Source organism: Streptomyces roseochromogenus subsp. oscitans DS 12.976, from assembly GCF_000497445.1.
Classification (GTDB): domain Bacteria; phylum Actinomycetota; class Actinomycetes; order Streptomycetales; family Streptomycetaceae; genus Streptomyces; species Streptomyces oscitans.
In genome coordinates this window covers 6,162,630-6,185,709 of record NZ_CM002285.1, presented here as the reverse complement: position 1 = coordinate 6,185,709, position 23,080 = coordinate 6,162,630, and the positions used below count along the sequence as shown (strand labels likewise).

Genomic DNA, 23,080 nt, shown 5'->3' with positions numbered 1-23,080 from the left:
ACGCGCGCGCGCGGAAGCGGAGGTGGCGGCCCTGTGTCCCTGATCGCCACCCTCGCCCGGCTCGAGGCCGTCAGCAGCGGCCGTGCCCAGCCCGCCGCGACGGTCCGGCACCGGCATCTGTCCGAGCGCCCGCTGGTGTTCGTGCCGCTCACCACCGCCGGTGAGGCCGGCGCCCCGCTCGGCGCGCTGGTCGGCACCGACCGGGACACCCCGCGCCTGCTGGTCGTGCCGCAGCCGCGCGACCGCGATCTGCGCTTCACGTTCCTCGCCGACCTCGCGGACGTGGCCCTGCCGTACATCGACTCCTACGCCGAGTCCGTGGAGGCGGCCGAGCGCACCGAGACCGACCCGGAGACCGGCAAGCGGGTCAAGGTCGAGGTGGAGTTGTGCTCGGACGCGCCCCAGCTGATCGTGCCGAGCCGCGCGGGCCTGGACTTCGTCCGGCTCCTCGGCCGCTCGATGCGCTTTCGCCGTACGGCCGAGCAGGACCCGGAGGCGCCCTATCCGGCGCCGCCCCGGGTGCCGCTGCTCGGCCGCTGGCTGACCCACTACGGCGAGCGGTCCCGGGTCCCCGGCTCCTCCCTCCTCCTCGCCCTGACCGATGTGCTCTCCCGGCACTGGGCGACCGGCCAGTCCGGTCTGGAGGACCAGCATCTGGGCGCGCTGCTCGCCTGGATCGACCCCCCGGAGAGCGTCTCGGGCGCCGAGGCCGCGCGCCGGGCCGAGCTGGCCCGGGACCCCGCCGGCCAGTTGCTGTGCCCGCCGGCCGGTCCCGCCACCGACCCGGCGTTCGACAACAAGCTGCTGGCCCCGGCGATCGAGCGCTACGACCGTGCGCGCGGCGCCCTCGCCGCCGCCGAGGACGCCCTGGCCGCCGACGACCGGCTGGCCGCGCTCACGGCGGCCGAGCGGGAGATCCGCGACCTGGTGGCCGGCCACACCCTGCCCACCTGGGACGCGGTGTGGCGGGGGCTGGATCTGCTGCGGGCGCTGCCGCAGGGGGCGCATGTCGAAGAGCGCTGGACCCGCGACCGCTGGTCCTTCACCGGCCACCGCGACCGGGTACTGGCCGGCGAGCCCCCGCAGCCACGCCGGGACGACGCGGTGACGGCGGCGAACAAGCTGGCCACGCGCGAGCGCGAACAGGCCCGGCTGGAGGCACAGGAGGCCCTGGACGACCCGCTGGTGATGGCGGGCCGGCGGCTGGCCGGGGAGGCGTTCGCGGGCGAGGTCACCGATGTCGTCCTCGCGTACAGCGAGGGCAAGCGGCCGAGCCCGCGCCCGCTGGTGACGGTCCGGACGGACGACCGGCCGCATCTGGCGGAGCGCGCGAAAGTGTACCGCTCGCCGGGCGGCAAGCCGCAGTCGGCGGAGTTCGTCGGATACGAAGCCGAAGGTGTGCTGGTCCTCCGCCTCCTGGACAAGATGGGCCGGGGCAAGGAGCCGGAGCCCGGTTCGGTGCCGGAGAAGGGCGACCGGGTCTGCTTCACCCTCTTCGAGCACGAGCAGCGCGGCGGCGCGAAGCTCCCCGACCCGGAGGAGACACCGTGGACGCACGGCGGCCCGCCGGGCGAGGCCGTACCGGAGGTCCCCGACACCGTGACCGAGGAGGACCTGCTGTGACGACGGTCGACTTCGACCCCGGAGCCGCTGCCGCCCGCGCCACCGACGCGATCCTCCACGACACGCTGCACGGCACCGAGCGGGGTGTGGTCGTCGACTCCCCGCCGGGCGCCGGCAAGTCGACGCTCGTGGTCCGCGCGGCCCTCGAACTGGCGGAAGCGGGCCGCCCGTTGATGGTCGTGGCACAGACGAACGCCCAGGTGGACGACCTCGTCCTGCGGCTCGCCGAGAAGAACCCGGACCTGCCGGTGGGCCGCCTGCACAGCAGCGACACCGACGCCTACGACAAGGCGCTGGACGACCTGCCGCAGGTCCGTACGTCAGCGAAGGCCGCCGACCTGAACGGCCTGCCGGTCGTGCTGTCCACGGCGGCGAAGTGGGCGCATGTGAAGGCCGGCGAGCCCTGGCGGCACGCGATCGTGGACGAGGCGTACCAGATGCGTTCCGACTCGCTGCTGGCCGTGGCCGGCCTGTTCGAACGGGCGCTGTTCGTGGGCGACCCCGGTCAGCTGGACCCGTTCGCGATCGTCGGCAGCGAGCAGTGGGCGGGCCTGTCGTACGACCCCTCGGCCTCCGCCGTGACCACCCTGCTGGCCCACAACCCCGGCCTGCCGCAGCACCGCCTCCCGGTCTCCTGGCGGCTGCCCGCGTCAGCGGCGCCGCTGGTCTCCGACGCGTTCTACCCGTACACCCCCTTCCGCAGCGGCACCGGCCACGGCGACCGCAGCCTCGCCTTCGCCGTCCCGTCGGACGGCTCCGGCCCCGACCGGGTGATCGACGAGGCCGCGGAATCCGGCTGGGGCCTGCTGGAGCTGCCCGCCCGGCACACCCCGCGTACGGACCCCGAGGCGGTCCGCGCGGTGGCGCAGGTCGTACGCCGCCTGCTGGACCGCGAGGGCGCGGCGACGTCGGAGCGTGCGCCCGAGGAGCCCCTGCCGTTGACCCCCGCCCGCATCGCCGTCGGCACGGCCCACCGCGACCAGGCGGCGGCGGTCCGCGCGGCGCTCGCCGAACTGGGCGTGGCGGACGTCACGGTCGACACCGCGAACCGCCTTCAGGGCCGGGAGTACGACATCACGGTCGTCCTGCACCCGCTCTCCGGCCGCCCCGACGCCACCGCGTTCCACCTGGAGACCGGCCGCCTGTGCGTCCTGGCCTCCCGCCACCGCCACGCCTGCATCGTCGTCTGCCGCGCGGGCGTCGGCGACCTCCTGGACGACTACCCGTCCACGGAACCGGTCCAGCTGGGCACGCTGGTGAAGTTCCCGGACGGCTGGGAGGCGAACCACGCGGTACTGGCCCACCTGGCCGAACACCGCGTGAGCTGGCGGTCATGACCGGAACACCGGCTGAGCGGGCGATCGTACGTCGCCCCCGACAGCCCTTGCGGGGGCGCGGGACAATGGACGGTGGCCCACCTGAAGGCGGTGCCCAGCGAACCGTACGAGGAGGACAAGACATGGCGGAGCCCACGCCGCGTCGTAACGAACCGCGGCTACGCCCCGCGCCCCTGATCTTCGAGCCCGCGGAGGCGGCCGCCGATCCCGAGCACTTCTTCGACCTGGAGTCGATCGAGGATCCGCGGGCGCTGCTGGCCCGGGCCACGGAGCTGACCCAGGCATTCCGCGCGGCCGCCGACCGGGCCGTGGAGTACCAGGCCATCGCGGCGGCCCAACTCTCCGACCCGCGCAGATTCGACCGGTTGACCCCGGCGGACATCGCTGAGCAGGCGGAGTGGACCGAGGACTACGCGAAGAAGATGGTCGAGTTCGGGCGGGATCTGATGCAGGGGAACACCGAAGGACGCACGTCCGCCGACCCCGTGTGACGCCGCGCCCGCACCACCCCCGCCCCGCACCACCCCGCCCGGCGGGGCAACCCCCACGAGTAAACCCGTCCGGCATATGCCGGGCGGGCAAGATACTCCTCCGCTGCCCTCCCTGTCCCGTTTTTCGGCAACTCAGAAGAACGGTCCGCTCACACCCGGTACATGTGAGTGTCATGAGCAGCGCACCGAACGTCACCCGAGTCACCTCCGACGGCGCCGACTGGCTCGCCTCGGCGGGAACGTATCCGCGGAGCACGCGGGCTCTGTGGGAGGAGCGCCCGCACACCCCGGTCGTCCTGCCCTGCGGCACCGTCTTCGACGTGGTGAGCGCGCCGGCGATCTTCGGCCGCCGAATGCTGGACCGGCTGTGGGACGACGGCCCGGGCTCGGGCCCGGTCGCTGCGTTCCGCGGCCGTGTGCTGCTGTTCGCAGCACCGGGTACGGCCCAGCGGCTGCCGTCGCTGCTGGCGTGGGAGGAGTGGGGCTCGCACCGTGCGGAGGCGGTGCCGCCGCTGCTGTGCCACGGCACGGGGGACGCGGTGACCGTCCCGGCTCCGGCCGGTGGCGACGCCCCCGGCGCGTCACGCTGGCTGGTCGCCCCGGACACCCGTCACCCCTGGCTGCCCGGGCCTGAAGTCGTCCTCTGGGCGGCCGTACGAGCCGCCCGTGCGGCCGTACGCATATCGATTTTTCCTCCCGCCGACCAGGATGCTAAGGTCTACGACGTCAGCAGGCGCCGCTAGCTCAGTTGGTTAGAGCAGCTGACTCTTAATCAGCGGGTCCGGGGTTCGAGTCCCTGGCGGCGCACGCGCGTGAAAGACGGCGGGTCCGATTCGAAAGAATCAGGCCCGCCGTTCTCGTATACACAGGACATTCGAGACACTCGGTGTCAGCCCTTCACCCCCGGCGTGATCCGCACCGTCCACGCCCCCGAATCCGTCCTCCCCTCCACCTCCACCCGGGCGCCCTCCCCGGGCACGGTGAAGCTTTCGCCGAGGGCGACCGGGGCGTCGGCGAGGGGTGGGTAGACCGAGTTCTCCCAGCAGGCCTGGGTGTGCGGGTGGGCGTCGACGACCTCCACGGGGCCGCCGCCGGACTCCGCCCCGCTTCTGATCCGGTACACCAGCACCCCCTGCCGGCACCCGGCGCTGTCGTTCCCGGCCGAGTCGCGCACCTCGAAGGCCAGGGCGCTGTCGGGCCCGGTGCGGACGACGGCCAGCTTCACACCGTGCCCGAGGCCGAAGGCCGGGGCGCCCGCCGCGCCCCGCACCGGTACCCCCGGGCCGGCTTCCAGCGGCTCCAGGGTCAGCCGGGTCGGCCCCGTGCCGTGCACGCACATCACCTGGCGCGGATCCAGCCAGCCCAGCCGCCACTTGTGCCAGGCGAACAGGTCCGGGGAGAGCCCGAACTGGCTGCCCATCAGGTCCCAGTCCCCCACGTAGGTGTCCCAGTCGCCCTTGCCGTCGTCCGGGCGGTGGTAGAGGTCGGGCAGGTCGAAGACGTGCCCGGTCTCATGGGCGAGGACGAGCCGGTCGGGCGGGTGTTTCTCGAACACGGTGACGACGCGGTGGATGTCCGTGCCGTCCACGTGCGTGGGCGTGTCGAGGTTCACGACCTTCGTGGCGTCGGAGTCGACGCCGGGCGCGTCCGGGTCGGCGACGAAGTACACCAGCTGGTAGCGGGAGAAGTCGACCTCCTTGTCGGCGGCGGCGAACGCGTCGCGCAGATAGGCGGCCCGGTCCTCCACGCTCCAGTCCCGCTTCACGCGGTACGCCGTGGACGGCCGGGGCATGCGCAGCCAGTGCCGCAGCGGGTGCGGCCGGAGCGTGAACCTGCCGTAGGAGGCCTGCTCGAAGTAGCGGCTGGTAGCGGGGAAGTGATCGGCCGTCAGCTCGGTCGGCGTGGCGTGCGGGGTGCCGTCCGGGAAGGAGAGGAAGATCAGCACGGCGTCGAGCGGGCGGGTCGGGCGCGTGTAGTCCGGGTTCCAGGTGTCGACGCCCTCGGAGTGGTGGGCGTCGGTGCGGTGCAGGGCGCAGGGGATGATGGAGAAGGGCTGGGCGGCCGAGCGTCCGGTGAGCATCGAGGTGGCGGCGAGCGCCGACAGCGTGGTGCACACGGCGGCGGTGCTGCGCAGCTTGGGCACGGACTCGACCTCCGGACGCGGTTCGCGGGACCCACATCCAGATTGTTGGTTTGTGTCGCGCTATGCCCTGTTTATCTGCACCAGTAGGGTGAGTGCGCCGTAGGGCGCGCCCGCGCGCTCCGGCGCTCGACACCCCGAAACACTCACGGAACGTCACAACTGGTCGGGGGCCTGAAGAACGGGCCCACGCGCGGGCAGAAACGATCTGTCAGAAACCGTGTCCGGTCCGGGACACTGGAGAGTGGCTGGAAGGGCCCGGGGCCAGCCTCTATGATCGGCACACTTTCCGGCACGGACAGGCACGGACACAGATCGAGTGCACTGCGGGAGCGAGCGGTGAGCGGAACGTCCGAAGGGCCGACGCCCGCGGCAGACCTCGACCGGTCAGCCGTCACAGACAGTGACCACACCACCTACCACCGTGTCTTCGCGACAGCCCCGCTCGCCATGGCCGTCGTGGACCGCACCGGACACGTCGCCACCGCCAACGCGGCCTTCGGCGAGCTGCTCGGCACCGATCCGGACACACTCACCGGGCGGGTCGCCGCCGACCTGGTGGACCTGGCCTCGGACACCCGGAGCTGGCACGCCTACCGCGAGGTCCTGCGCGGCAGGCAGGCCCGGCTGCGCTGCACCCGCCGGCTGAAACACCCCGAGGGGCACTCGGTGTGGGTGCAGGTCACCGTCGGCCCGCTCGGCGACGAGGAGCCCGCGGTGCTGCTGTCCGCCGCCGACGTCAGCGCCCGCCGCGAACTCCAGGCGCGGCTGCGGCACTTGCAGATGCACGACCCGGTGACCCGGCTGCCCAATCGCACGCTGTTCTTCGAGCGGCTGACGGCCGCGCTGGAGGCGGAGTCGTACGAGCAGAGCGGCACCGGCCGGATCGGCCTGTGCTATCTGGACCTGGACGGTTTCAAGGCCGTCAACGACACCCTCGGCCACCGCGTCGGCGACCGGCTGCTCGCGGCCGTCGCCGAGCGCCTGACCCGGGTGGCCGACGAGGCCGGCTACGCCCGCGCCGTCACCCCGCTGGTGGCCCGGCTCGGCGGCGACGAGTTCGCGCTGCTCGTGGAGGACTCCACCGGCACCGAACAGCTCGCGGAGCTGGCCGAGTCGGCACTCACGGCCCTGGAGCCCCCCTTCGACCTGGCGGGCCAACGGCTGTCCCTGACGGCGTCGATCGGGGTCGTGGAGCGCCACGCGGCGGGTACGACGGCCACCGGTCTGATGCAGGCGGCCGATACGACGCTGTACTGGGCGAAGGCCGACGGCAAGGCCCGCTGGACCCTGTTCGACCCTGAGCGCAACGCGCACCGGATGACCCGTCAGGCCCTGTCGTCCACACTGCGCCCCGCCATCGACCGTGGCGAATTCGCGCTCGAATACCAGCCGTTGGTCGGCATGGAGGACGGACGGCTCAGCGGCGTCGAGGCGTTGATCCGCTGGAATCATCCTCAGTTCGGCACACTGACGCCGAATCGGTTCATCGGATTGGCCGAGGAGGACGGCTCGATCGTGCAGCTCGGCCGCTGGGCGCTGAACACAGCCTGCCGCCAGGCCCGCCGCTGGCAGCTCGACCACCCCGAGGAGCCGCCCATCTTCGTCAGCGTCAACGTGGCCGTACGGCAGGTGTGGGACTCCGACCTGGTGGCCGACGTGGCGCAGACCCTCGCCGAGACCGGGCTCGCCCCTCATCTGCTGCAGCTGGAGCTGACCGAGTCCGCGGTGATGGGCTCGGCCGGCCGCCCCCTGCAGGCCCTGCAGGCGCTCAGCGACATGGGCGTCGGCATCGCCATCGACGACTTCGGCACCGGCTACTCCAACCTCGCCTACCTCAGCCGGCTGCCAGTCTCGACACTCAAACTCGACGGGTCCTTCGTCCGCGGCTTCCAGTACGAGGGCGACGCGCGGGCGCTCGCGCCCAACCCGGCCGACGAGGTCGTCGTAGAGGCGATGATCCAGCTCGCCCACCGGCTCGGCATCACCGTCACCGCCGAGTGCGTGGAAACCTCGGCCCAGGCCAGCCGGCTGCGCCGGATCGGCTGCGACACCGGCCAGGGCTGGCTGTACTCCCGCCCGGTGCCGCCAGATCGTATCTCCGAACTCCTCGGCGCGCAGACCTACGCGGTCGGCAATCCGTAGGCATCCGCGATCAACTCGTAGGACCGCAGGCGCAGTTCGCCGCGGTGGGCGTGGGAGACGAGCATCAGCTCATCCGCGCCCGTGCGCTTCTGCAGCTCGTCCAGGCCGGAGCGGACCTCGTCGGCGGTGCCGTGCACGATGTTGGACGTCCAGGAGGTGACGAACTCCTCCTCCATCGGGTTGAACTCGTGCTTCTCGGCGTCGTCCGGGTCGGGGAAGAGTCCGGGTCGGCCGGTCCGCAGCCGGAGCATGTTCAGGGCCATCGCCCGGGTCTGGCGGCGGGCCTCACGCTCGTCGTCGGTGGCGAGGGCGGAGACGCCGATCAGGGCGTACGGCTCGTCGAGGACCTCCGAGGGGCGGAAGGTCTGCCGGTACAGGTCCAGGGCCGGGATGGTGTTCTGCGCGGAGAAGTGGTGCGCGAAGGCGAACGGCAGGCCCAGCATGCCGGCCAGCCGGGCGCTGAAGCCGGAGGAGCCGAGCAGCCAGACCGGCGGGCGGTGCGGGGACTGGACGCCGCCGGGGGCGGTGGCCTGGACGGGGCCGGGGATCGCGTGGATGCGGCGGTACGGATGCCCGTCGGGGAAGTCGTCGTCCAGGAACCGGGTGAGTTCCGCCAGCTGCTGCGGGAAGTCGTCGGCGCCCTCGTTCCGGGTGTCGCTGCGGCGCAGGGCCGCGGCCGTGGCCCCGTCCGTGCCCGGCGCCCGCCCGAGGCCCAGGTCGATCCGCCCCGGCGCCATCGCCTCCAGCGTGCCGAACTGCTCGGCGATCACCAGCGGGGCGTGGTTGGGCAGCATCACACCGCCCGAGCCGAGCCGTATGCGCTCGGTGTGGGCGGCGAGGTGGGCGAGGATCACCGCGGGCGAGGAGGAGGCGACGCCCGGCATGGAGTGGTGCTCGGCGACCCAGTACCGGTGGAAGCCGCGGGCCTCGGCGAACCGGGACAGCGCCACGCTGGTGCGCAGCGCGTCGCCGGCGGTACTGCCCGCGCCGACGGTCACCAGGTCCAGTACGGAGAGGGGGACGGGGGCGGTCCCGTGCGTAGTGCCCCGGATTTCGTCTGCCTCGTCTGCCGACACGGTGTGAGCCTCCTGTTTTCGCGGCGTGGGGTGTCCTGCGAGGCCGTAACAGGAGACAGTCTCCGCTTATTCCCGGATCAGACCTGGACGAATCGGCGCCTCAGACCTGGATGATCGGCTCTCTCGTGAACAGCGTCCCCAGTGAGGGCGCGTTCACCCGCCGGTCGGCCAGCCGCAGCCCCTCCCACACCGTCACCTGGTTGGCCGTGAGCACCGGCTTGGACAGGGCCTTCTCCAGCAGCTGCAGATACGCGGCCGTGTGCAGGGCCGTGTCCGGGAGGAGTACCGCCTCCGCGTCGGGGACGTCCGCGGCCCGCGCCAGCGTCAGCACGTCCTCCTCGCCCCATGTGCCGACCTCCGCGGCCGTGATGATCCCCGAGGAGCGCACCCCGGCCACCTCCAGACCGCCGGCCCGCAGGAAGTCCGCGAACAGCCCGCCGATGTCCTCCGGGTAGGTCGCCCCGACGGCCACCCGCCGTACCCCGATCTCCCGGGCCGCGTGCACGAAGGCGAACGACGTCGACGACGCGGGCATCCCGGCCAGCCGGGCGAGCGTGCGCACCTGCTCCTGCGCGCCCTCCCAGCCGTGCACGAACCCGCCGCTGGTGCACGCCCACACCACCGTCTCGGCGCCCGTCAGCCGCAGGGTCTCCAGGCCCGCCGCGAGCCGCTCGGCGGAGCCCATCTCGCGCAGCGCCGCCACCCGGTGCGCGTCCTCGCCGATGTCGGTGTGGACCAGGTCCACCCGGATGTCGCTGCCCAGGAGCTGCTCGATGCGTGGATAGTCGTCCTCGGCGGAGTGGCCCGGGTAGAGGAATCCGAGTGCGGTCATGACGGCCCTTCCTGGCGTTCCTGCGTCTCTTGCGGCAGCACCGGGGGCCACCCACGTGCCGCCTCGTCCAGCAGCGCCTGATACGGCCCCACGGCTCGGGTACCCAGCCGGCGCAGCGCCGCCCACATCGTGACCTGGTTGGCGGACAGCACCGGGATGCGCAGCTCGGCCTCCAGCTGGGGGATCACGTCGTACGTCGGCAGATTGGTGCAGGAGATGAAGAGCGCGTCGGCGCTGCCGGGGCGGACCGCCTCCCGCGCCATGGCCACGACGTCCCGGTACGGCACCCGCCAGATCTCCCCGGTCAGCCCCATGAAGGCGCACCCGGTGACCTGGACGCCGGCCTCGGCGACGAACTCCTCCAGCGCCCGGGTGACGGACACCGTGTACGGCGTGACCAGCGCGAGCCGCTGTACGCCCAGCTCGGCCAGCGCGTCCAGCAGCGCCCCGGAGGTCGTCACCGAGGGCGGGGCCCCGGCCAGGCTCATCGCCGCGCGCATCGCCCGCTCGCCGGTGACCCCGCCGACGAAGCTGCCGGAGGTGCAGGCGTAGGCGACGACCTCGGGCGCGACGGCGGTCAGCGCGCGCACGGCGTCGCCGAGGGTCTCGTGCTCGCTGACCAGCCGGGCCAGGTCCAGGCTCACCTCGACCGGCACGAACGGGGTCCGGGTCAGATGCAGCGACACCTCGTCGGGCACCCATCGCCACAGCTCACGGTCGAGGGCGAAGTCAAAAGGGGCGACCACCCCGACACCCCGCTGGGGGCGGGGGCCGCCGAGAAAGGTGACGTCCATGGCAGGTACCGCCTCACACGGGAACGACCAAGGGCAAAGGGCGGCGAGTACGCCCGTGTTGACGAAGGTAGATTCGGGTGCGAGCGTGGTCAATCCGCGCATGTCACCGCGCACGTCACCGCGTATGTCAGACGCCGGGAGCCGCCCCGTATGACGACCCTCCCCACCCTGCTCGTCCTGGATGCCGAGCCTCCGCCCCGGCTCGGCAGGCTCACCGGCCGCGCCCGGATCATCCACACGGACGCGGCGCACCTGGCCGAGCGGCTGCCCGCGGCGGACGCCCTCCTGATCTGGGACTTCAGCTCGCACGCGGTGCGCGAGGCATGGCCGGGGGACGGGCCGAGGCCGCGCTGGGTGCACACGGCGAGCGCGGGCGTGGACCATCTGATGTGCCCGGAACTCGCCTCGTCCGACACGGTGGTGACCAACGCGCGGGGGATCTTCGACCAGCCGATCGCCGAGTACGTGGCGGCGCTCGTGCTCGCGGTCGCCAAGGATCTCCCGCGCACGCTGGAACTGCAGCGGGAGCGGAGCTGGCGGCACCGGGAGGGCCGTCGGGTGGCGGGCACGCGCGCGTGCGTGGTCGGCTCGGGCCCGATCGGCCGGGCGATCGTACGGACCCTGAAGGCGCTCGGCGTGACGGCGGCGCTGGTCGGCCGGGTCCCGCGCACGGGCGTCTACGGCCCGGCCGACCTGGACCGGCTGATGTCCCGCGCGGACTGGGTGATCGCGGCGGCGCCGCTCACCGATCAGACGAACCGTATGTTCGACACCCACCGCTTCGGCGTCATGCAGCCCTCGGCCTTCTTCATCAACGTCGGCCGCGGCCAGCTCGTCGACGAGGACGTCCTCGCCCACGCGCTGACCCACCGCTGGATCGCGGGCGCCGCGCTGGACGTCTTCAGCACCGAACCCCTCCCCGAGGACAGCCCGCTCTGGGGCCTGCCCGGTCTGATCATCTCCCCGCACATGAGCGGTGACACGGTCGGCTGGCGGGATGAACTGGGCGCGCAGTTCGTGGAGTTGTACGAGCGCTGGGCGGCGGGCAGATCACTGGTGAACGTGGTCGACAAGAAACGCGGCTACGTCCCGGGCCACTGATCCACCAGGAGGGTGCATGCAACTCACCGACCTGACCGCCGTCCAGCTCCTCGACGGGTACCGCAAGGGCGAGTTCAGCCCGCTGGAAGCGACCGAACAGACGCTGGAACGGGCCCGGCGGATCCAGCCGGAGGTGAACGCGTTCGTGCGGCTCACCGAGGAGGACGCACTGGCCCGGGCCCGGGAGTCGGCGGAGCGCTGGCGGCGCGGTGAGCCGGCCGGGCTGCTCGACGGGGTACCGGTGACCGTCAAGGACATCCTCCTGATGCGCGGCCACCCGACCCTACGAGGCTCGACAACCATTGCCGAGCAAGGGAGTTGGGACGAGGACGCACCCTCGGTGGCCCGGCTGCGCGAACACGGCGCGGTGTTCCTGGGCAAGACGACAACGCCCGAGTTCGGCTGGAAGGGCGTGACGGACTCGCCGCTCACCGGCGTGACCCGCAACCCGCACGACCCCTCCCGCACCGCCGGCGGCTCCAGCGGGGGCAGCGCGGCGGCGGTCGCGCTCGGCGCGGGCCCGCTGTCGCTGGGCACGGACGGCGGCGGCAGCATTCGCATCCCGGCCGCGTTCTGCGGCATCTTCGGCCTGAAACCGACGTACGGCCGAGTGCCGCTGTACCCGTCGAGCCCGTTCGGCACGCTGTCGCACACGGGCCCGATGACCCGGGACGCGGCGGATGCGGCCCTGCTGCTGGACGTGATCGGCGTGCCGGACGCCCGCGACTGGTCGGCGCTGCCGCCCGCGCCGGTGTCCTTCAGGGAGGCCCTGAGGGGCGGCGTGCACGGCCTGCGCGTGGCGTACTCCCCGTCCCTGGGCGGACAGGTCGCGGTCCAGCCGGCGGTCGCGTCGGCCGTACGGCGCGCGGTGGCCTCGCTGGCCGACCTGGGCGCGTACGTCGAGGAGACCGATCCCGACTTCAGCGAGCCGGTCGAGGCGTTCCACGTCCTCTGGTTCAGCGGCGCGGCCCGCCTCACCGAACGCTTCTCCCCGCGCAAGCGGCAGCTGCTGGACCCCGGCCTGCGCGAGATCTGCGTCCAGGGCGCCCGGCTGACCGCGCTCGACTACCTGGCCGCGGTGGACACCCGCATGGACCTCGGCCGCCGCATGGGCCGCTTCCACGAACGCTACGACCTCCTGGTCACTCCGACCCTGCCGGTGACAGCGTTCGAGGCGGGGGTGGAGGTACCGCGGGGGTCGGCATACGGGCGCTGGACGGGCTGGACCCCGTTCACCTACCCCTTCAACCTCACCCAGCAGCCCGCGGCGACCGTCCCGGTGGGCACGGACGGGGACGGGCTGCCGGTGGGGATGCAGCTCGTGGCGGCCCGGCACCGGGATGATCTGGTACTGCGGGCGGCGCATGCACTGTACGAGGCCGGAACGGTGTGACGTTGCTCAGCTCCGTTGCGACGGGAAACACGTCGTCGGCCGCTCCCGGCGGACGGCGGTCCGCCGCTCCAGGAGGCCGTGCAGCGCGTGCATCGCCTCCCTGGCCTCCTCGGCGACCTTGCATACGGCCTCGGGAAGCCGATCCGGCCTAAGCCGGACGACGGGAGGGGCGACCGAGCTGGTGCACCGTCCATCCGGCACCGACCCACCATTCCGCGTCCAGGACGTTCCGCAGGTCGACAACGATGCGCTGGGCCGCGACACCGGTGAGCACGGCAGGGTCGACCTCGCGGAACCGCAGCCACTCGGTGCCGGTCACCACGATGTCGGCGCCCCTCGTGGCCTCCTCCACGGTGTCCGCGTACTCCAGCTCAGGGTGCCGCTGCGCAGCCGTCTGCAGCGCATGCGGGTCGTGCACGGTGACGTGGGCGCCCCGCTGGTGCAGTCGGCTGGCGACGGCCAGCGCCGGGGACTCGCGTACGTCGTTCGTGCCGACCTTGAAGGCGGCACCCCGGTGCCTGATTCTGCGATGCGCCGGAGTGCGTCGGCCCTGCTGGCCCGGCCGCCCGTTGTGGGAGTGAACAGACCACCGACGGACAGAGGTTGAGTCGGGGGAACCAGGCGCCTGGGTGATTGGTCGGTGCGTTATGACTGGTCATGCCCGCTTGTCCGCTTCAGGCAGCGCTGTGACCGTGTGGTCGCGGTGGTCTCGGATCTCTGAAGCCACCCTGTAGGCGGTCCAGGTGTCGCCGCTGATGAGGGCGGCGTTCCGCTCTCTGGCCAACGCCTCACAGACCTTGCAACCGCGTACCGGCAGGCAGTCGTAAAGCCACGGGTCCAGCGGAAGCTCAACGGGCTGTCCTGGGTATCGCTTCGGCTCGGTCATGGCGGGATGGTGGCTGCCCCTCGTGGACGTATCAGCGTGCGAACTGAGGACAGTTGGGCTGTTCGCCGCTAGGGTCGAAGAAGGCCCAAATGTCTGCACCGCGGGGGTTGACTTTGAACACTGCTCTACGGGCTGCCTTAACGGAGGCAGGCCTTTCGCCGCGACAGTTGGCGTACCGGGTGGGGGTATCTCAAAAGCAGGTGGAACGATGGCTTGGGGACGCCGAGCTGACCCCGCACGCAAGGAATCGCGAAGACGCCGCGCGGGCGTTGGGAGTGAATGAAGAGATGTTGTGGCCGCAGACCGTTACGAACCGCATCAAGACCGGCACTGATCGCGAGATCATCCACAGCTACCCGTATCGCTCGGCCTGCCCCTCGACTGTGTGGTCGGCCCTCGTCGAAGGCGCCGAGTCCGAGATCTTCCTGGCTGGTTTCACGAACTATTTCTTCTGGACTCAGATCCCGCAGTTCGCCGACACCTTGCGCCGGAAGGCGGAAGCGGGCGTGAAGGTCCGCTTCCTCCTCGGCGATCCGGAAGGGGAGGTAACACGCCAGCGTGAGGCCATCGAAGACATGGCCCTGAGCGTGTCCACCCGTATCCGGATCACCCTGGAACACCTTGAGCGGCTCGGATCTGCGCCCGGCTTGGAGACGCGTTACAGCAGTGCGGAAGACGCTGTGAATCACGTGTCGCTGTCGGTGTTCCGCTTTGACGACGACGCGCTCGTGACGCCGCACTTGGCCCGGCTGGTGGGCCATGACTCACCACTGCTGCATCTGCGGCGGCAAAGCGATGCGGGCATGTTCACACGATTCTCCGAGCACGCCGAAGAACTCTGGGGCAGGGCAGTGCCCCACCCCGGTTCGCCCTCTGGCTCTTGAGGGCCCAGCACAGGAGACCGCAGCATCCGGACCGAGACGCGGCCGTGCCGGGCGAAGTCTCCGATGGTGAACATGATGTCTCCGAGCTGACCGCCTGACACCGTGTGAGGGTCAAGACATCACCTAAGCAGCCCGCCGGAAACTGAGCGTCTCCCCCGCCGCCCCCGCCCGCCACAGGTCGTTGCAGGCCTCCGCCATCACCTCCAGCCCCTCCACCACCTGGCCCCACACGATCCCCGGTACCCAGCCCACGTCGCCGTTGAGGAGGAGGTTGTTGCGCTCGTAGAACAGGGCCAGGTCGACCACCGTGGTGCCGGGGCGGACCTCGCGGTCGTAGCCGTAGGCCTTCGTGCCCAGCTCGGCGCCGGCGAAGGAGAAGTAGCAGAGGTCGCCGGGGATCGGGGTGACCGTCGGGTTTTCCAGTGGGGGTTCCGTGGAGGCGAAGGGAGGGAAGAGGGCGTAGATCTCGTTGCGGGCGTATTTGGCGTGGTAGACGTCGCCCGCGAGGGGCAGCGCCTGCCATACCACCTCGCAGGTCAAGGGCGCGCGGTCGGTCAGGAGGCGGGCCGTGCAGTGCACGTCCCGCTTGTCGAGTGAGACGGTGACGAATCGATCGGCCATGAAAACCAGGGTGCATAGCCGGGAAGCGCTTGGGTAGCCGCGCCGCCATGGCTCCACCACTTGGGAACGACGTACACACATTCCGGTCAGAGGGAAGACCCGGCCGGCGGTCGGTGCTCGGCGGGCTCGCGGCTCTCGGCGCCCTCGGCACCCTGGGTACCGCGGGCTGCACCCGCGTGGCCGAGGCCTCGGGCAAGAAGGGCGGTGACCTGCTCGAACGGCTGAAGGCGCAGGGCATCGTACGGCTCGGGATCGCGGGTGAGGTCCCCTTCGGGTACATCGACAAGGACGGGCAGCTCACGGGTGAGGCGCCCGAACTGGCCAAGGTGATCTTCAAGCGGCTCGGGGTCGGCAAAGTGCAGCCGGTGCCCACCGAGTTCGGGTCGCTGATTCCGGGGCTCAACTCGCAGCAGTTCGATGTCGTGGCCGCCGGGATGTACGTCAATCCGGAGCGCTGCCAGCAGGTGATCTTCGCCGACCCGGACTATCAGATGCTCGATTCGTTCATCGTGCGGAAGGGCAATCCGCTGGGGCTGCACTCCTACAAGGACGTCGTCGCGAAGAAGGCGAAGTTCGCCACCGGCACCGGGTACGCCGAGATCCAGTACGCCGTCGAGGCCGGGTACAAGCAGAGCGACATTCTCATCGTCCCGGACCAGGTCGCCGGGATGAACGCCGTCGAGGCGGGCCGGGTCGACGTCTTCGCCGGTACGGCGCTCACCACTCGCGAGGTCGTGAAGAAGTCGGCCAAGGCCGAGGCCACGGCGCCGTTCGCGCCGCTGGACAAGGGGAAGCCGCATGTCGACGGAGGCGCGTTCGCGTTCCGGCCGACCGAGACGAATCTGCGGGACGCCTTCAACGTCGAGCTGCGCAAGCTGAAGCGGAGCGGGGAGCTGTTCCGGATTCTCCGGCCGTTCGGCTTCACCAAGGCCGAGATGACCGGCCTCACCGCGAAGGAGCTGTGCGGCGGATGACCTCGGGGCTGTGGGAACTCGTACTCAAGGGTGTCTGGACCACCATCCAGCTGCTGGTGTTCGGCGCGCTGCTGGCCACGGCGGTGTCGTTCGTCGTCGGCATCGCGCGGACTCATCGGCTGTGGATCGTGCGCTTCGTCGCCGGCGTCTACACCGAGGTGTTCCGCGGCACCTCGGCACTGGTGATGATCTTCTGGGTGTACTTCGTGCTGCCGGTCGTCTCCGGCTGGCAGCTGGTGCCGCTGTGGGCGGGCACGCTCGCGCTCGGTCTGACGTACGGCGCGTACGGCTCGGAGATCGTGCGTGGCGCCCTCAACGCGGTGGACCCGGCACAGAAGGAGGGCGGGATCGCGCTCAGTTTCACGCCGACGCAGCGGCTCAGGCTCATCGTGCTGCCGCAAGCCGTGCCGGAGATGATCCCGTCGTTCTGCAATCTGCTGATCGAGCTGCTCAAGGGCACCGCGCTGGTGTCGGTCATGGGCATGGGCGATCTGACATTCAGCGCGAACCTGGTCCGGCTGGCGCTGCAGCAGAGCGCGGAGATCTACACGTACGTCCTGCTGATCTACTTCGCGATCGCCTTCGTGCTCACGCGGCTGATGCGCGGCCTGGAGAAGCGGCTGAAGGCCGGGGTCGGCAAGGATCCCGGGACGGAGCGGGCGGCGCGTGAGCTCAAGCGGGCCCAGACGACCGGCGTGGGCGTCGCGGGCGGCGCGGGCCTGGGCGGAGGTGCCGCATGAAGTGGGACTGGAACGCGGTGAGCGGCTTCATGCCGCACTTCTGGGACGGGCTGCGGGTCACCCTGGAGGCCCTGGCCCTCGGTTCGCTGCTGTCCTTCACCCTCGGTCTGGCGTGGACGCTGCTGATGCGGACGCCCACCCGGTGGGTGCGCTGGCCGGTCGGGGTGGTCACGGAGTTCGTCCGCAACACCCCACTGCTGGTCCAGCTGTTCTTCCTGTTCTATGTGCTGCCCGAGTGGGGCCTGACCTTCTCCGCGCTGACCACCGGCGTCTTCGCGATCGGCCTGCACTACTCGACGTACACCATGCAGGTCTACCGGGCCGGTATCGAGGCGGTGCCCGTCGGCCAGTGGGAGGCGGCGACCGCGCTGAACCTGCCCCGGCGGCGGACCTGGACCGCGGTGATCCTGCCGCAGGCGATCCGCCGGGTGGTTCCCGCGCTCGGCAACTACGTGATCGCCATGCTCAAGGACACCCCGATGCTGATGGTGATCACCGTGCTGGAGATGCTCGGCCAGGCGCGGCTCTACTCCCAGCAGCACTTCCAGTTCACCGAGCCGGTCACCGTGATCGGTGTGGCCTTCATCCTCATCTCCTACCTGGCCTCCCTTCTCCTGCGAGCCCTGGAGCGACGTCTTGTCCGCTGACACTCCGCTGATGAAAGAACCCGAGCCGGGCGCCGGCGCGACCACGGCCGGCGGTGAGCTGATCCGGCTGAACGGCGTCACCAAGCGCTTCGGCGCGAACACCGTCCTCGACCACCTCGACTTCACCGTCGATGCCGGCAAGCACGTGACCCTGATCGGCCCGTCCGGCTCCGGCAAGACGACGATCCTGCGGCTGCTGATGACCCTCACCCAGCCGGACGAGGGCACGATCACCGTCGACGGGGAGCACCTGTTCCCGGCGCCGGAGAAGCAGATCCGGGAGGTCCGCAAGAAGATCGGGATGGTCTTCCAGCAGTTCAACCTGTTCCCGAACATGACCGTGCTGCGGAACATCACCGAGGCTCCGGTGCAGGTCCTCGGCATGTCCAAGGACGAGGCCGAGGAGCGGGCCCGGGGGCTGCTGGAGCTGGTGGGGCTGGCCGACAAGTGCGACGCGCGGCCGACGCAGCTGTCCGGCGGGCAGCAGCAGCGGGTGGCGATCGCCCGGGCACTGGCGATGCGACCCCGGGTGCTGCTGCTGGACGAGGTGACCTCCGCGCTCGACCCGGAGCTGGTCGCGGGCGTGCTCGATCTGCTCAGGGACATCGCCCGCACCACGGACATCACACTGCTCTGTGTGACCCACGAGATGGGTTTCGCCCGCGACATCTCCGACCAGGTGCTGATGTTCGACGGGGGCCGGGTGATCGAGTCGGGTTCGCCGGAGAAGATCTTCAGCGATCCTGAGCAGGACCGGACCCGGGAATTCCTCAGCGCGGTGCTGTGATCACGCGGTGTGGATCCGGCAGATGCCGAGGTCCAGTCGCTGGGTCATGTCACTGGCATATGCCAGAGGATCTGCGACGCAGTTGGGAGGGGCACGGCGAGCGCAACAATCTCGCCAACCCCCTCTCCTCTCAGCGGGTTTGCCCGTTATCGTGGAACCGATCCGCAGACCGGATCCCGCGGCCACTGACAGGCGAGCGCAGGGGGAGACCACCGTGGCGCTGATGCACGAGCCGACCGCCCCTTATCACTCCGCCCAGGACGCGCTGCGCGTGCTGGAGACCGTGGCCCGGCACTCCGCCGGCGTCACCGACACCGAGCTCGCCCGCCGTACCGGCCTCGGCTCCGAGCGGCTCGCCACCTTGCTGCGCATGCTGCGCCGCGAGGGCTATGTGGAGCAGATCACCGACGGGGCGTACGTCACGGGCGACACCCTGCGCCGCCTCACCTCCGCGCACGACCGTGAGCGGGCCGTGCGCGACAAGCTCCAGCACACCCTGGAGCGGCTGCGCGACTCGGTCGGCGCGGCGGTCTACATCAGCCGGTACATCGACGGCGAGGTCAAGGTCACCCAGTACGCCGCCGGGCCGACGACCCCAGCGGTGAACGAGTGGGTCGACTTCCGCTACTCCGCCCACGCCACGGCGGTCGGCAAGAGCCTGCTCACCCAGCTCGACCACAACGCCCGCCTCGACCATCTCTCCCGGCACAAGATGGCCCGCCTCACCTCGCGCACCATCACCAGCGACAAGCTGCTGCTGTCCCGCCTGGAGTCCCAGCCGCCGACGGTGCCGGTCCTGGACCTCCAGGAGTACGCGGTCGGCACGGTCTGCGCGGCGGTCCCGATCACGGCGGGCGCCTCGGTGGGCTGCCTGGCACTGTCCCTCCCGGTGGAGCACGCGCACCGGCTGAAGCAGGCGGCGGACGCGCTCAACCGCAACGCGACACCGGTGCTGCTGTCCCTCACGATCTAGGGCCGCCGAGGGTGATCACGAGGGTGGTCACCAGCACCCCTTCGGACCAGGTAGTATTTTCTTCGTCGCCAGCCGCGGGAGAAAAACCGCAGCAGGCGAGAGTCATGCGCCGCTAGCTCAGTTGGTTAGAGCAGCTGACTCTTAATCAGCGGGTCCGGGGTTCGAGTCCCTGGCGGCGCACGATGACGATGGCGAGCCACGTCCGCAGAAAGCGCGGACGTGGCTCGCCATCTCTGTTTTTGCGCGGAAGCGGGCGCCTTTCGGCGTCCTCGGACGTGAGTCGTCTATGTCAGCCGTCCGTACGAGGACTCCCCGTGTGGCCGCCACCACACCGGATCGGCACACGCGTACCCTCCCGCCACGATGTTCTCGATCACCGTGGCGGAACGGTCCTCAGAAGGTGACGTCCGAGCAGGCGTAGAACGCGTTGCCGGTGTCGGCGATGGTCCACACCGCGAGGATGACGTGGTGCCCGCTCAGCCCGGTCGGCAGGGGGCCGCTGTGGCTGAGGGTGGCCGGCGGGCGCTGGCCGTTGTACGGGACCGTCAGGAACGGGGTGGTGTTGAGGTCCGAGCGGGACAGGGCGTGGTTCTGGTTCCAGCCCTGCTTGGTGACGTAGTACTTGAAGTCCGTCGTGGCGTGCATGGCGGTGAACTGCCAGCGGAAGGTGTACGTCTGGCCGCCCGTCACCCTGGTGGTGGGCCAGGCCCCGCCGGAGGGCGTGGTCGGCGAGCTGAGCTGGGCGAACCGGCTCAGTCCGCCGTTGCAGAGCTGGCCGTCGGCGGGCCCGGCTGCCGGGAAGCCCTTGGGGCCCTCGACGCTCTGCGGCTCGTACTGGATGTCACCGCAGTTCGTCACCGTGCCGTTGGCACAGAGCTTCTGCCTGCTGATGGGGAGGTCGGTGTAGCCGTGCCCGCTGGCACCGCCGGTGGAGAGCACGAACGCTCCGGCGGTCACCACCCCGAGCAATGCCGCGGACAGCGCCGGAAATCTGGTCTTGGTGCGCATACTGCCGCTCCTGGAGAACGTGGGGAGTTCGGTGAGCTGTGCAGGTAGGTCTAGACCAAGTGTCAGATTATTGCCGCGAGTTGACTGTGTCCATACAAAAGACGTGTCCATACCCATCGTGAGCTGAGCTAGGTCGGCTCCCCGCGTCCCGAGCAGAAGGCCACCGTCAGGTCCCGCACCAGCACCTTCCGTTCGTAGTCGTCGAGCTCGACCAGACCGCGCACGGTCAGCCGGGTCACCGTGTCCTCCACCGAGTCCACGACCGAGCTGAGCATGCTGGCCCGCTGCCGGGCGTCCAGCGTCGCGATCCGGCGCCGGTGCATCACCTCGGCGACCTCCGGGGCGTACTCCACCCGGACCGGCCGCACCGCAAACACCTCCAGGCCGACCGGCGCGGTCTCCTCGGCCACCAGCCGGGTCAGCGCCTCCCCGGCCACCGTCACCCCGCCCCGCGTCCCTCCCGCCGGCTCCACCGGCACCCGGGCCAGCGCCGCCTCCACGCACTCGCTCAGGTACGTCTCGTGGTCCTCGATGCCGAGCAGCGCCCGCGCGGTGTCCCGCACCCGCCACACCACCAGCACGACCACCCGGAGCGCCATCCCGTCGGGATCCGCCGCCGCCATCGCCTCGCTGCGCCAGTGCCGCAGCCGCACATCGACCCGGCGGCGCAGCACCAGCGGGTTCATCCAGAGCAGCCCGGTCCGCCGGACCGTCCCCTGGTAGCGGCCGAACAGGCCGAGCACCCACGCCCCACCGGTCCGCCCCCGGGACAGCCCGCCGAACCCGAGCAACCCGAGGGCCCCGGCTCCGGCGTACGCGGCCCACTGCGCCGGGCCGAACCCGCCCCCATGGACGCGGGCAGCCCCAGCGCCTCCACCACGCCGGGCGGCAGCAGTCCCGCCCACCACGAGGCCGCCAGGCACCCGGTGGTCCCGCACACCCCGGCGAGCACCCCGGCCGCCCCCGGCAGCACCAGCGCCGGGCGCTCCACCAGCTCCGGGTCGACCTCCGGCAGCGGCCGGCGGCGCACCGGCGCCTGGCGCCTGAGGCGCGACTGCTCGCCGGTGCCCTGGCGGCGGGACACCACGGCGGGCTTGAGCGAGACGGTCACCGGGTCGGGGTCGTCACGGAAGAGCAGATGGGCCGGGATCTCGGTGGTCATCTCGTTCTGGATCAGCCGGGCCGGACGCCCTCCCGGCCCCGCGGCGCCCTCCGACTGCCCCTCGGATTCGGGCGGTGTGTGTGACGTGGTCGTACTCATGTCTGCCTCCAGCCTCCGCGCCAGATGCGTCATGAACAGGGATGGGGTGGAGCGGAGCGGTCAGGCGCCGGTCACCCCGTCCGTCGCCCCGTCCGGGTCCGCGTCCAGGAACAGCCGGCGCCAGGTCTCCGGCCCCGGATAGCCGTCCGCCGCGCCGCCGCGCCAGCCCTGGGCGCGCTGGAAGGCCTCCACCGCACGCCGGTCCGCATCGCCCCAGCGCGGGCCGGGAGCGGTGGCGTAGAACCCGCCGAACCCTTTCTTCACCAGCTGGCGGCCCAGCTGGGTGATGTACGCGTTCTCCGCGCCCGGACGGAAGTAGTTCCGGCCGGGATAGCCGGACACCCCGTGCGAGACGGCCCGGACCGCAGCGGCCACGCCCGGCGCGAGGCCCTTGCCCCGGCCCGTGATGTCCTTGCCGCGACCCGAGACGTCCTTGCCCCTGCCTGCGATGTCCTTGCCCTGGCCAGCGATGTCCTGCCCCTTCCCGGCGATGTCCTTGCCCTTCCCGGCAATGTCCTTGCCGTTCGCCGCGATGTCCTTCCCCTTCCCGGCGACGTCCTTGCCCTTCCCCGTGATGTCCTTGCCCTTGCCGGTGACCAGCAGCTCCCAGGTCCGCCGGCCGGGCAGCCCGTCCGCGTCGGCGCCGCTCCAGCCCTGGGCGAGCTGGAACGCCCGGGTGGCCTGCCGGTCCGCCTCGCTCCAGGTCGGGCCGGGCCCCTTGACGTAGTACGAGCCGGCGCCCCGGGCCACCAGCATCTGACCGAGCCGGGTGACGTACACGTTGCTGGCGCCGGGACCGAAGAAGGCGGCGCCCGGGTAGGTGTCCTTCGGCTTGGCGCCGGGCACCTGCCCACCCGCTGTGTCCACGGTCACACCCTTGTAGCGGTAGGGGACGTACTTGCTGGTGTGGCTCCAGTAGGGGTACGGCGTGGGCCGCGTGCGGGTGTGCGGGGGTGACTGCTCGTAGACGGTGTAGTTGACGTGCGTGTAGTCCGTCCAGCCGCCGAAGAGCACCACATGGGAGCCGCTCCGGGGGTTGGACGGATTGTGGTAGAGGAGGATGTCTCCGGGCTGCAGCTGCTCCTTGGTGATCTTCACGCCGAACGAGCCAAGGGTGCCGGTCCACTCGTTGCCGGGCAGGCCCCAGGCCATGGAGACATAGCCCGAGCAGTCCTGCCGGTACCCGTCGGACCAGAAGTCGTTCATGCTGTACGGCACCTGGGCGCTCACCCAGATCTTGGCCCGGTTGATGATCTGGGTCCGGGTGGTCGCGGGGATCGGGGGTGCTGGGCCTGGCGGGCTTGCCGGCCGGGCCGTGCAGCGGGGCCTTGGGGCCCTGGGGGGTCTGCGTGTCGCCGTCGCCGGGG

General features: G+C 71.2%; 22 protein-coding genes, 2 tRNA genes and 1 pseudogene. 15 read left to right on the top strand and 10 right to left on the bottom strand.

Annotated elements, in window-relative coordinates:
• The first annotated feature begins 33 nt into the window (after nt 1-33).
• The 5 genes from M878_RS76340 (at nt 34) to M878_RS76325 (ending at nt 4,258) form a co-directional block, all read left to right on the top strand.
• Entirely contained in the window at nt 34-1,623 is a 1,590-nt protein-coding gene (locus tag M878_RS76340) for a hypothetical protein (RefSeq protein ID WP_023550343.1), read from the top strand.
• Nucleotides 1,620-2,960: an AAA domain-containing protein gene (locus M878_RS76335; protein WP_023550341.1), complete on the top strand. Its 1,341-nt coding sequence runs from the start codon at nt 1,620-1,622 to the stop codon at nt 2,958-2,960. The genes M878_RS76340 and M878_RS76335 overlap by 4 nt, the downstream gene beginning before the upstream one ends.
• A gap of 122 nt (nt 2,961-3,082) precedes the next feature.
• Nucleotides 3,083-3,451 (top strand): hypothetical protein, encoded by a 369-nt coding sequence (locus tag M878_RS76330; protein WP_023550339.1) that lies wholly within the window; start codon nt 3,083-3,085, stop codon nt 3,449-3,451.
• Nucleotides 3,358-4,194: a bifunctional DNA primase/polymerase gene (locus M878_RS93015; RefSeq protein WP_342452731.1), complete on the top strand. Its 837-nt coding sequence runs from the start codon at nt 3,358-3,360 to the stop codon at nt 4,192-4,194. The genes M878_RS76330 and M878_RS93015 overlap by 94 nt, the downstream gene beginning before the upstream one ends.
• Nucleotides 4,185-4,258, top strand: a tRNA-Lys gene (locus M878_RS76325). The genes M878_RS93015 and M878_RS76325 overlap by 10 nt, the downstream gene beginning before the upstream one ends.
• An 82-nt stretch (nt 4,259-4,340) precedes the next feature.
• Here M878_RS76325 and M878_RS76320 read toward each other — a convergent pair.
• Nucleotides 4,341-5,594 carry a M6 family metalloprotease domain-containing protein gene (locus M878_RS76320; RefSeq protein WP_023550337.1) on the bottom strand — a complete coding sequence of 418 codons (1,254 nt, stop codon included), beginning with the start codon at nt 5,592-5,594 and terminating at the stop codon, nt 4,341-4,343.
• Nucleotides 5,595-5,930: 336 nt separating this feature from the next.
• Between M878_RS76320 and M878_RS76315 the strand changes: the two genes are divergently transcribed.
• The gene (locus M878_RS76315) at nt 5,931-7,736 is read left to right on the top strand and encodes a putative bifunctional diguanylate cyclase/phosphodiesterase (protein WP_023550335.1); all 1,806 of its coding nucleotides are present in this window, start codon (nt 5,931-5,933) and stop codon (nt 7,734-7,736) included.
• Here M878_RS76315 and M878_RS76310 read toward each other — a convergent pair.
• From M878_RS76310 to M878_RS76300, 3 genes are all read right to left on the bottom strand, one after another.
• Nucleotides 7,715-8,812 carry an LLM class flavin-dependent oxidoreductase gene (locus M878_RS76310; protein WP_023550333.1) on the bottom strand — a complete coding sequence of 366 codons (1,098 nt, stop codon included), beginning with the start codon at nt 8,810-8,812 and terminating at the stop codon, nt 7,715-7,717. The two genes, M878_RS76315 and M878_RS76310, sit on opposite strands and share 22 nt — an antisense overlap.
• Nucleotides 8,813-8,912: 100 nt before the next feature.
• Nucleotides 8,913-9,644 (bottom strand): maleate cis-trans isomerase family protein, encoded by a 732-nt coding sequence (locus M878_RS76305; RefSeq protein WP_023550331.1) that lies wholly within the window; start codon nt 9,642-9,644, stop codon nt 8,913-8,915.
• The gene (locus M878_RS76300) at nt 9,641-10,438 is read right to left on the bottom strand and encodes a maleate cis-trans isomerase family protein (protein ID WP_023550329.1); all 798 of its coding nucleotides are present in this window, start codon (nt 10,436-10,438) and stop codon (nt 9,641-9,643) included. The genes M878_RS76305 and M878_RS76300 overlap by 4 nt, the downstream gene beginning before the upstream one ends.
• Before the next feature lie 150 nt (nt 10,439-10,588).
• On the opposite strand from M878_RS76300, the gene M878_RS76295 reads away from it, so the two are divergent.
• Complete coding sequence (locus M878_RS76295) at nt 10,589-11,539, top strand: D-2-hydroxyacid dehydrogenase (RefSeq protein WP_023550327.1); 951 nt, start codon at nt 10,589-10,591, stop codon at nt 11,537-11,539.
• A 16-nt stretch (nt 11,540-11,555) separates the two neighbouring features.
• Nucleotides 11,556-12,932 (top strand): amidase, encoded by a 1,377-nt coding sequence (locus M878_RS76290; protein ID WP_023550325.1) that lies wholly within the window; start codon nt 11,556-11,558, stop codon nt 12,930-12,932.
• Nucleotides 12,933-13,080: 148 nt separating this feature from the next.
• On the opposite strand, the gene M878_RS000000100210 is transcribed toward M878_RS76290, so the two are convergent.
• Together M878_RS000000100210 and M878_RS94885 are read right to left on the bottom strand one after the other, a co-directional pair.
• Nucleotides 13,081-13,455 (bottom strand): UDP binding domain-containing protein, encoded by a 375-nt coding sequence (locus tag M878_RS000000100210; RefSeq protein WP_280923689.1) that lies wholly within the window; start codon nt 13,453-13,455, stop codon nt 13,081-13,083.
• 132 nt (nt 13,456-13,587) lie between these two features.
• On the bottom strand, nt 13,588-13,818 hold the full coding sequence (locus M878_RS94885) for a hypothetical protein (RefSeq protein WP_078630404.1): 231 nt from the start codon (nt 13,816-13,818) through the stop codon (nt 13,588-13,590).
• Between the two features lie 287 nt (nt 13,819-14,105).
• Here M878_RS94885 and M878_RS76280 point away from each other — a divergent pair, with 287 nt between their 5' ends.
• Nucleotides 14,106-14,702: a hypothetical protein gene (locus tag M878_RS76280; protein ID WP_023550321.1), complete on the top strand. Its 597-nt coding sequence runs from the start codon at nt 14,106-14,108 to the stop codon at nt 14,700-14,702.
• A 123-nt stretch (nt 14,703-14,825) separates the two neighbouring features.
• Here the strand turns inward: M878_RS76280 and M878_RS76275 are convergent, their stop codons facing one another.
• The gene (locus tag M878_RS76275; RefSeq protein WP_023550319.1) at nt 14,826-15,323 is read right to left on the bottom strand and encodes a DUF3830 family protein; all 498 of its coding nucleotides are present in this window, start codon (nt 15,321-15,323) and stop codon (nt 14,826-14,828) included.
• A 47-nt stretch (nt 15,324-15,370) separates the two neighbouring features.
• On the opposite strand from M878_RS76275, the gene ehuB reads away from it, so the two are divergent.
• The 6 genes from ehuB (at nt 15,371) to M878_RS76245 (ending at nt 19,624) form a co-directional block, all read left to right on the top strand.
• Entirely contained in the window at nt 15,371-16,297 is a 927-nt protein-coding gene (gene ehuB, locus M878_RS76270) for an ectoine/hydroxyectoine ABC transporter substrate-binding protein EhuB (RefSeq protein ID WP_031225870.1), read from the top strand.
• On the top strand, nt 16,294-17,037 hold the full coding sequence (ehuC, locus tag M878_RS76265; RefSeq protein ID WP_023550316.1) for an ectoine/hydroxyectoine ABC transporter permease subunit EhuC: 744 nt from the start codon (nt 16,294-16,296) through the stop codon (nt 17,035-17,037). Before ehuB ends, ehuC begins: the two co-directional genes overlap by 4 nt.
• Nucleotides 17,034-17,684, top strand: a complete 651-nt coding sequence (ehuD, locus tag M878_RS76260; protein ID WP_023550314.1) for an ectoine/hydroxyectoine ABC transporter permease subunit EhuD — start codon at nt 17,034-17,036, stop codon at nt 17,682-17,684. Before ehuC ends, ehuD begins: the two co-directional genes overlap by 4 nt.
• Before the next feature lie 10 nt (nt 17,685-17,694).
• A complete protein-coding gene (gene ehuA / locus M878_RS76255) occupies nt 17,695-18,471 on the top strand; it encodes an ectoine/hydroxyectoine ABC transporter ATP-binding protein EhuA (RefSeq protein ID WP_023550312.1) in 777 nt (258 codons plus the stop codon).
• A gap of 214 nt (nt 18,472-18,685) precedes the next feature.
• Nucleotides 18,686-19,444, top strand: a complete 759-nt coding sequence (locus M878_RS76250; RefSeq protein ID WP_023550310.1) for an IclR family transcriptional regulator — start codon at nt 18,686-18,688, stop codon at nt 19,442-19,444.
• Nucleotides 19,445-19,550: 106 nt separating this feature from the next.
• Nucleotides 19,551-19,624, top strand: a tRNA-Lys gene (locus M878_RS76245).
• A gap of 213 nt (nt 19,625-19,837) precedes the next feature.
• On the opposite strand, the gene M878_RS76240 is transcribed toward M878_RS76245, so the two are convergent.
• From M878_RS76240 to M878_RS000000100205, 3 genes and pseudogenes are all read right to left on the bottom strand, one after another.
• Nucleotides 19,838-20,452 (bottom strand): lytic polysaccharide monooxygenase auxiliary activity family 9 protein, encoded by a 615-nt coding sequence (locus M878_RS76240; protein ID WP_023550309.1) that lies wholly within the window; start codon nt 20,450-20,452, stop codon nt 19,838-19,840.
• Between the two features lie 128 nt (nt 20,453-20,580).
• Nucleotides 20,581-21,713 (bottom strand): annotated as a pseudogene (locus tag M878_RS76235) (SPFH domain-containing protein).
• Between the two features lie 60 nt (nt 21,714-21,773).
• Entirely contained in the window at nt 21,774-22,865 is a 1,092-nt protein-coding gene (locus M878_RS000000100205) for a peptidoglycan-binding protein (RefSeq protein ID WP_425347938.1), read from the bottom strand.
• Nucleotides 22,866-23,080 lie beyond the last annotated feature (215 nt).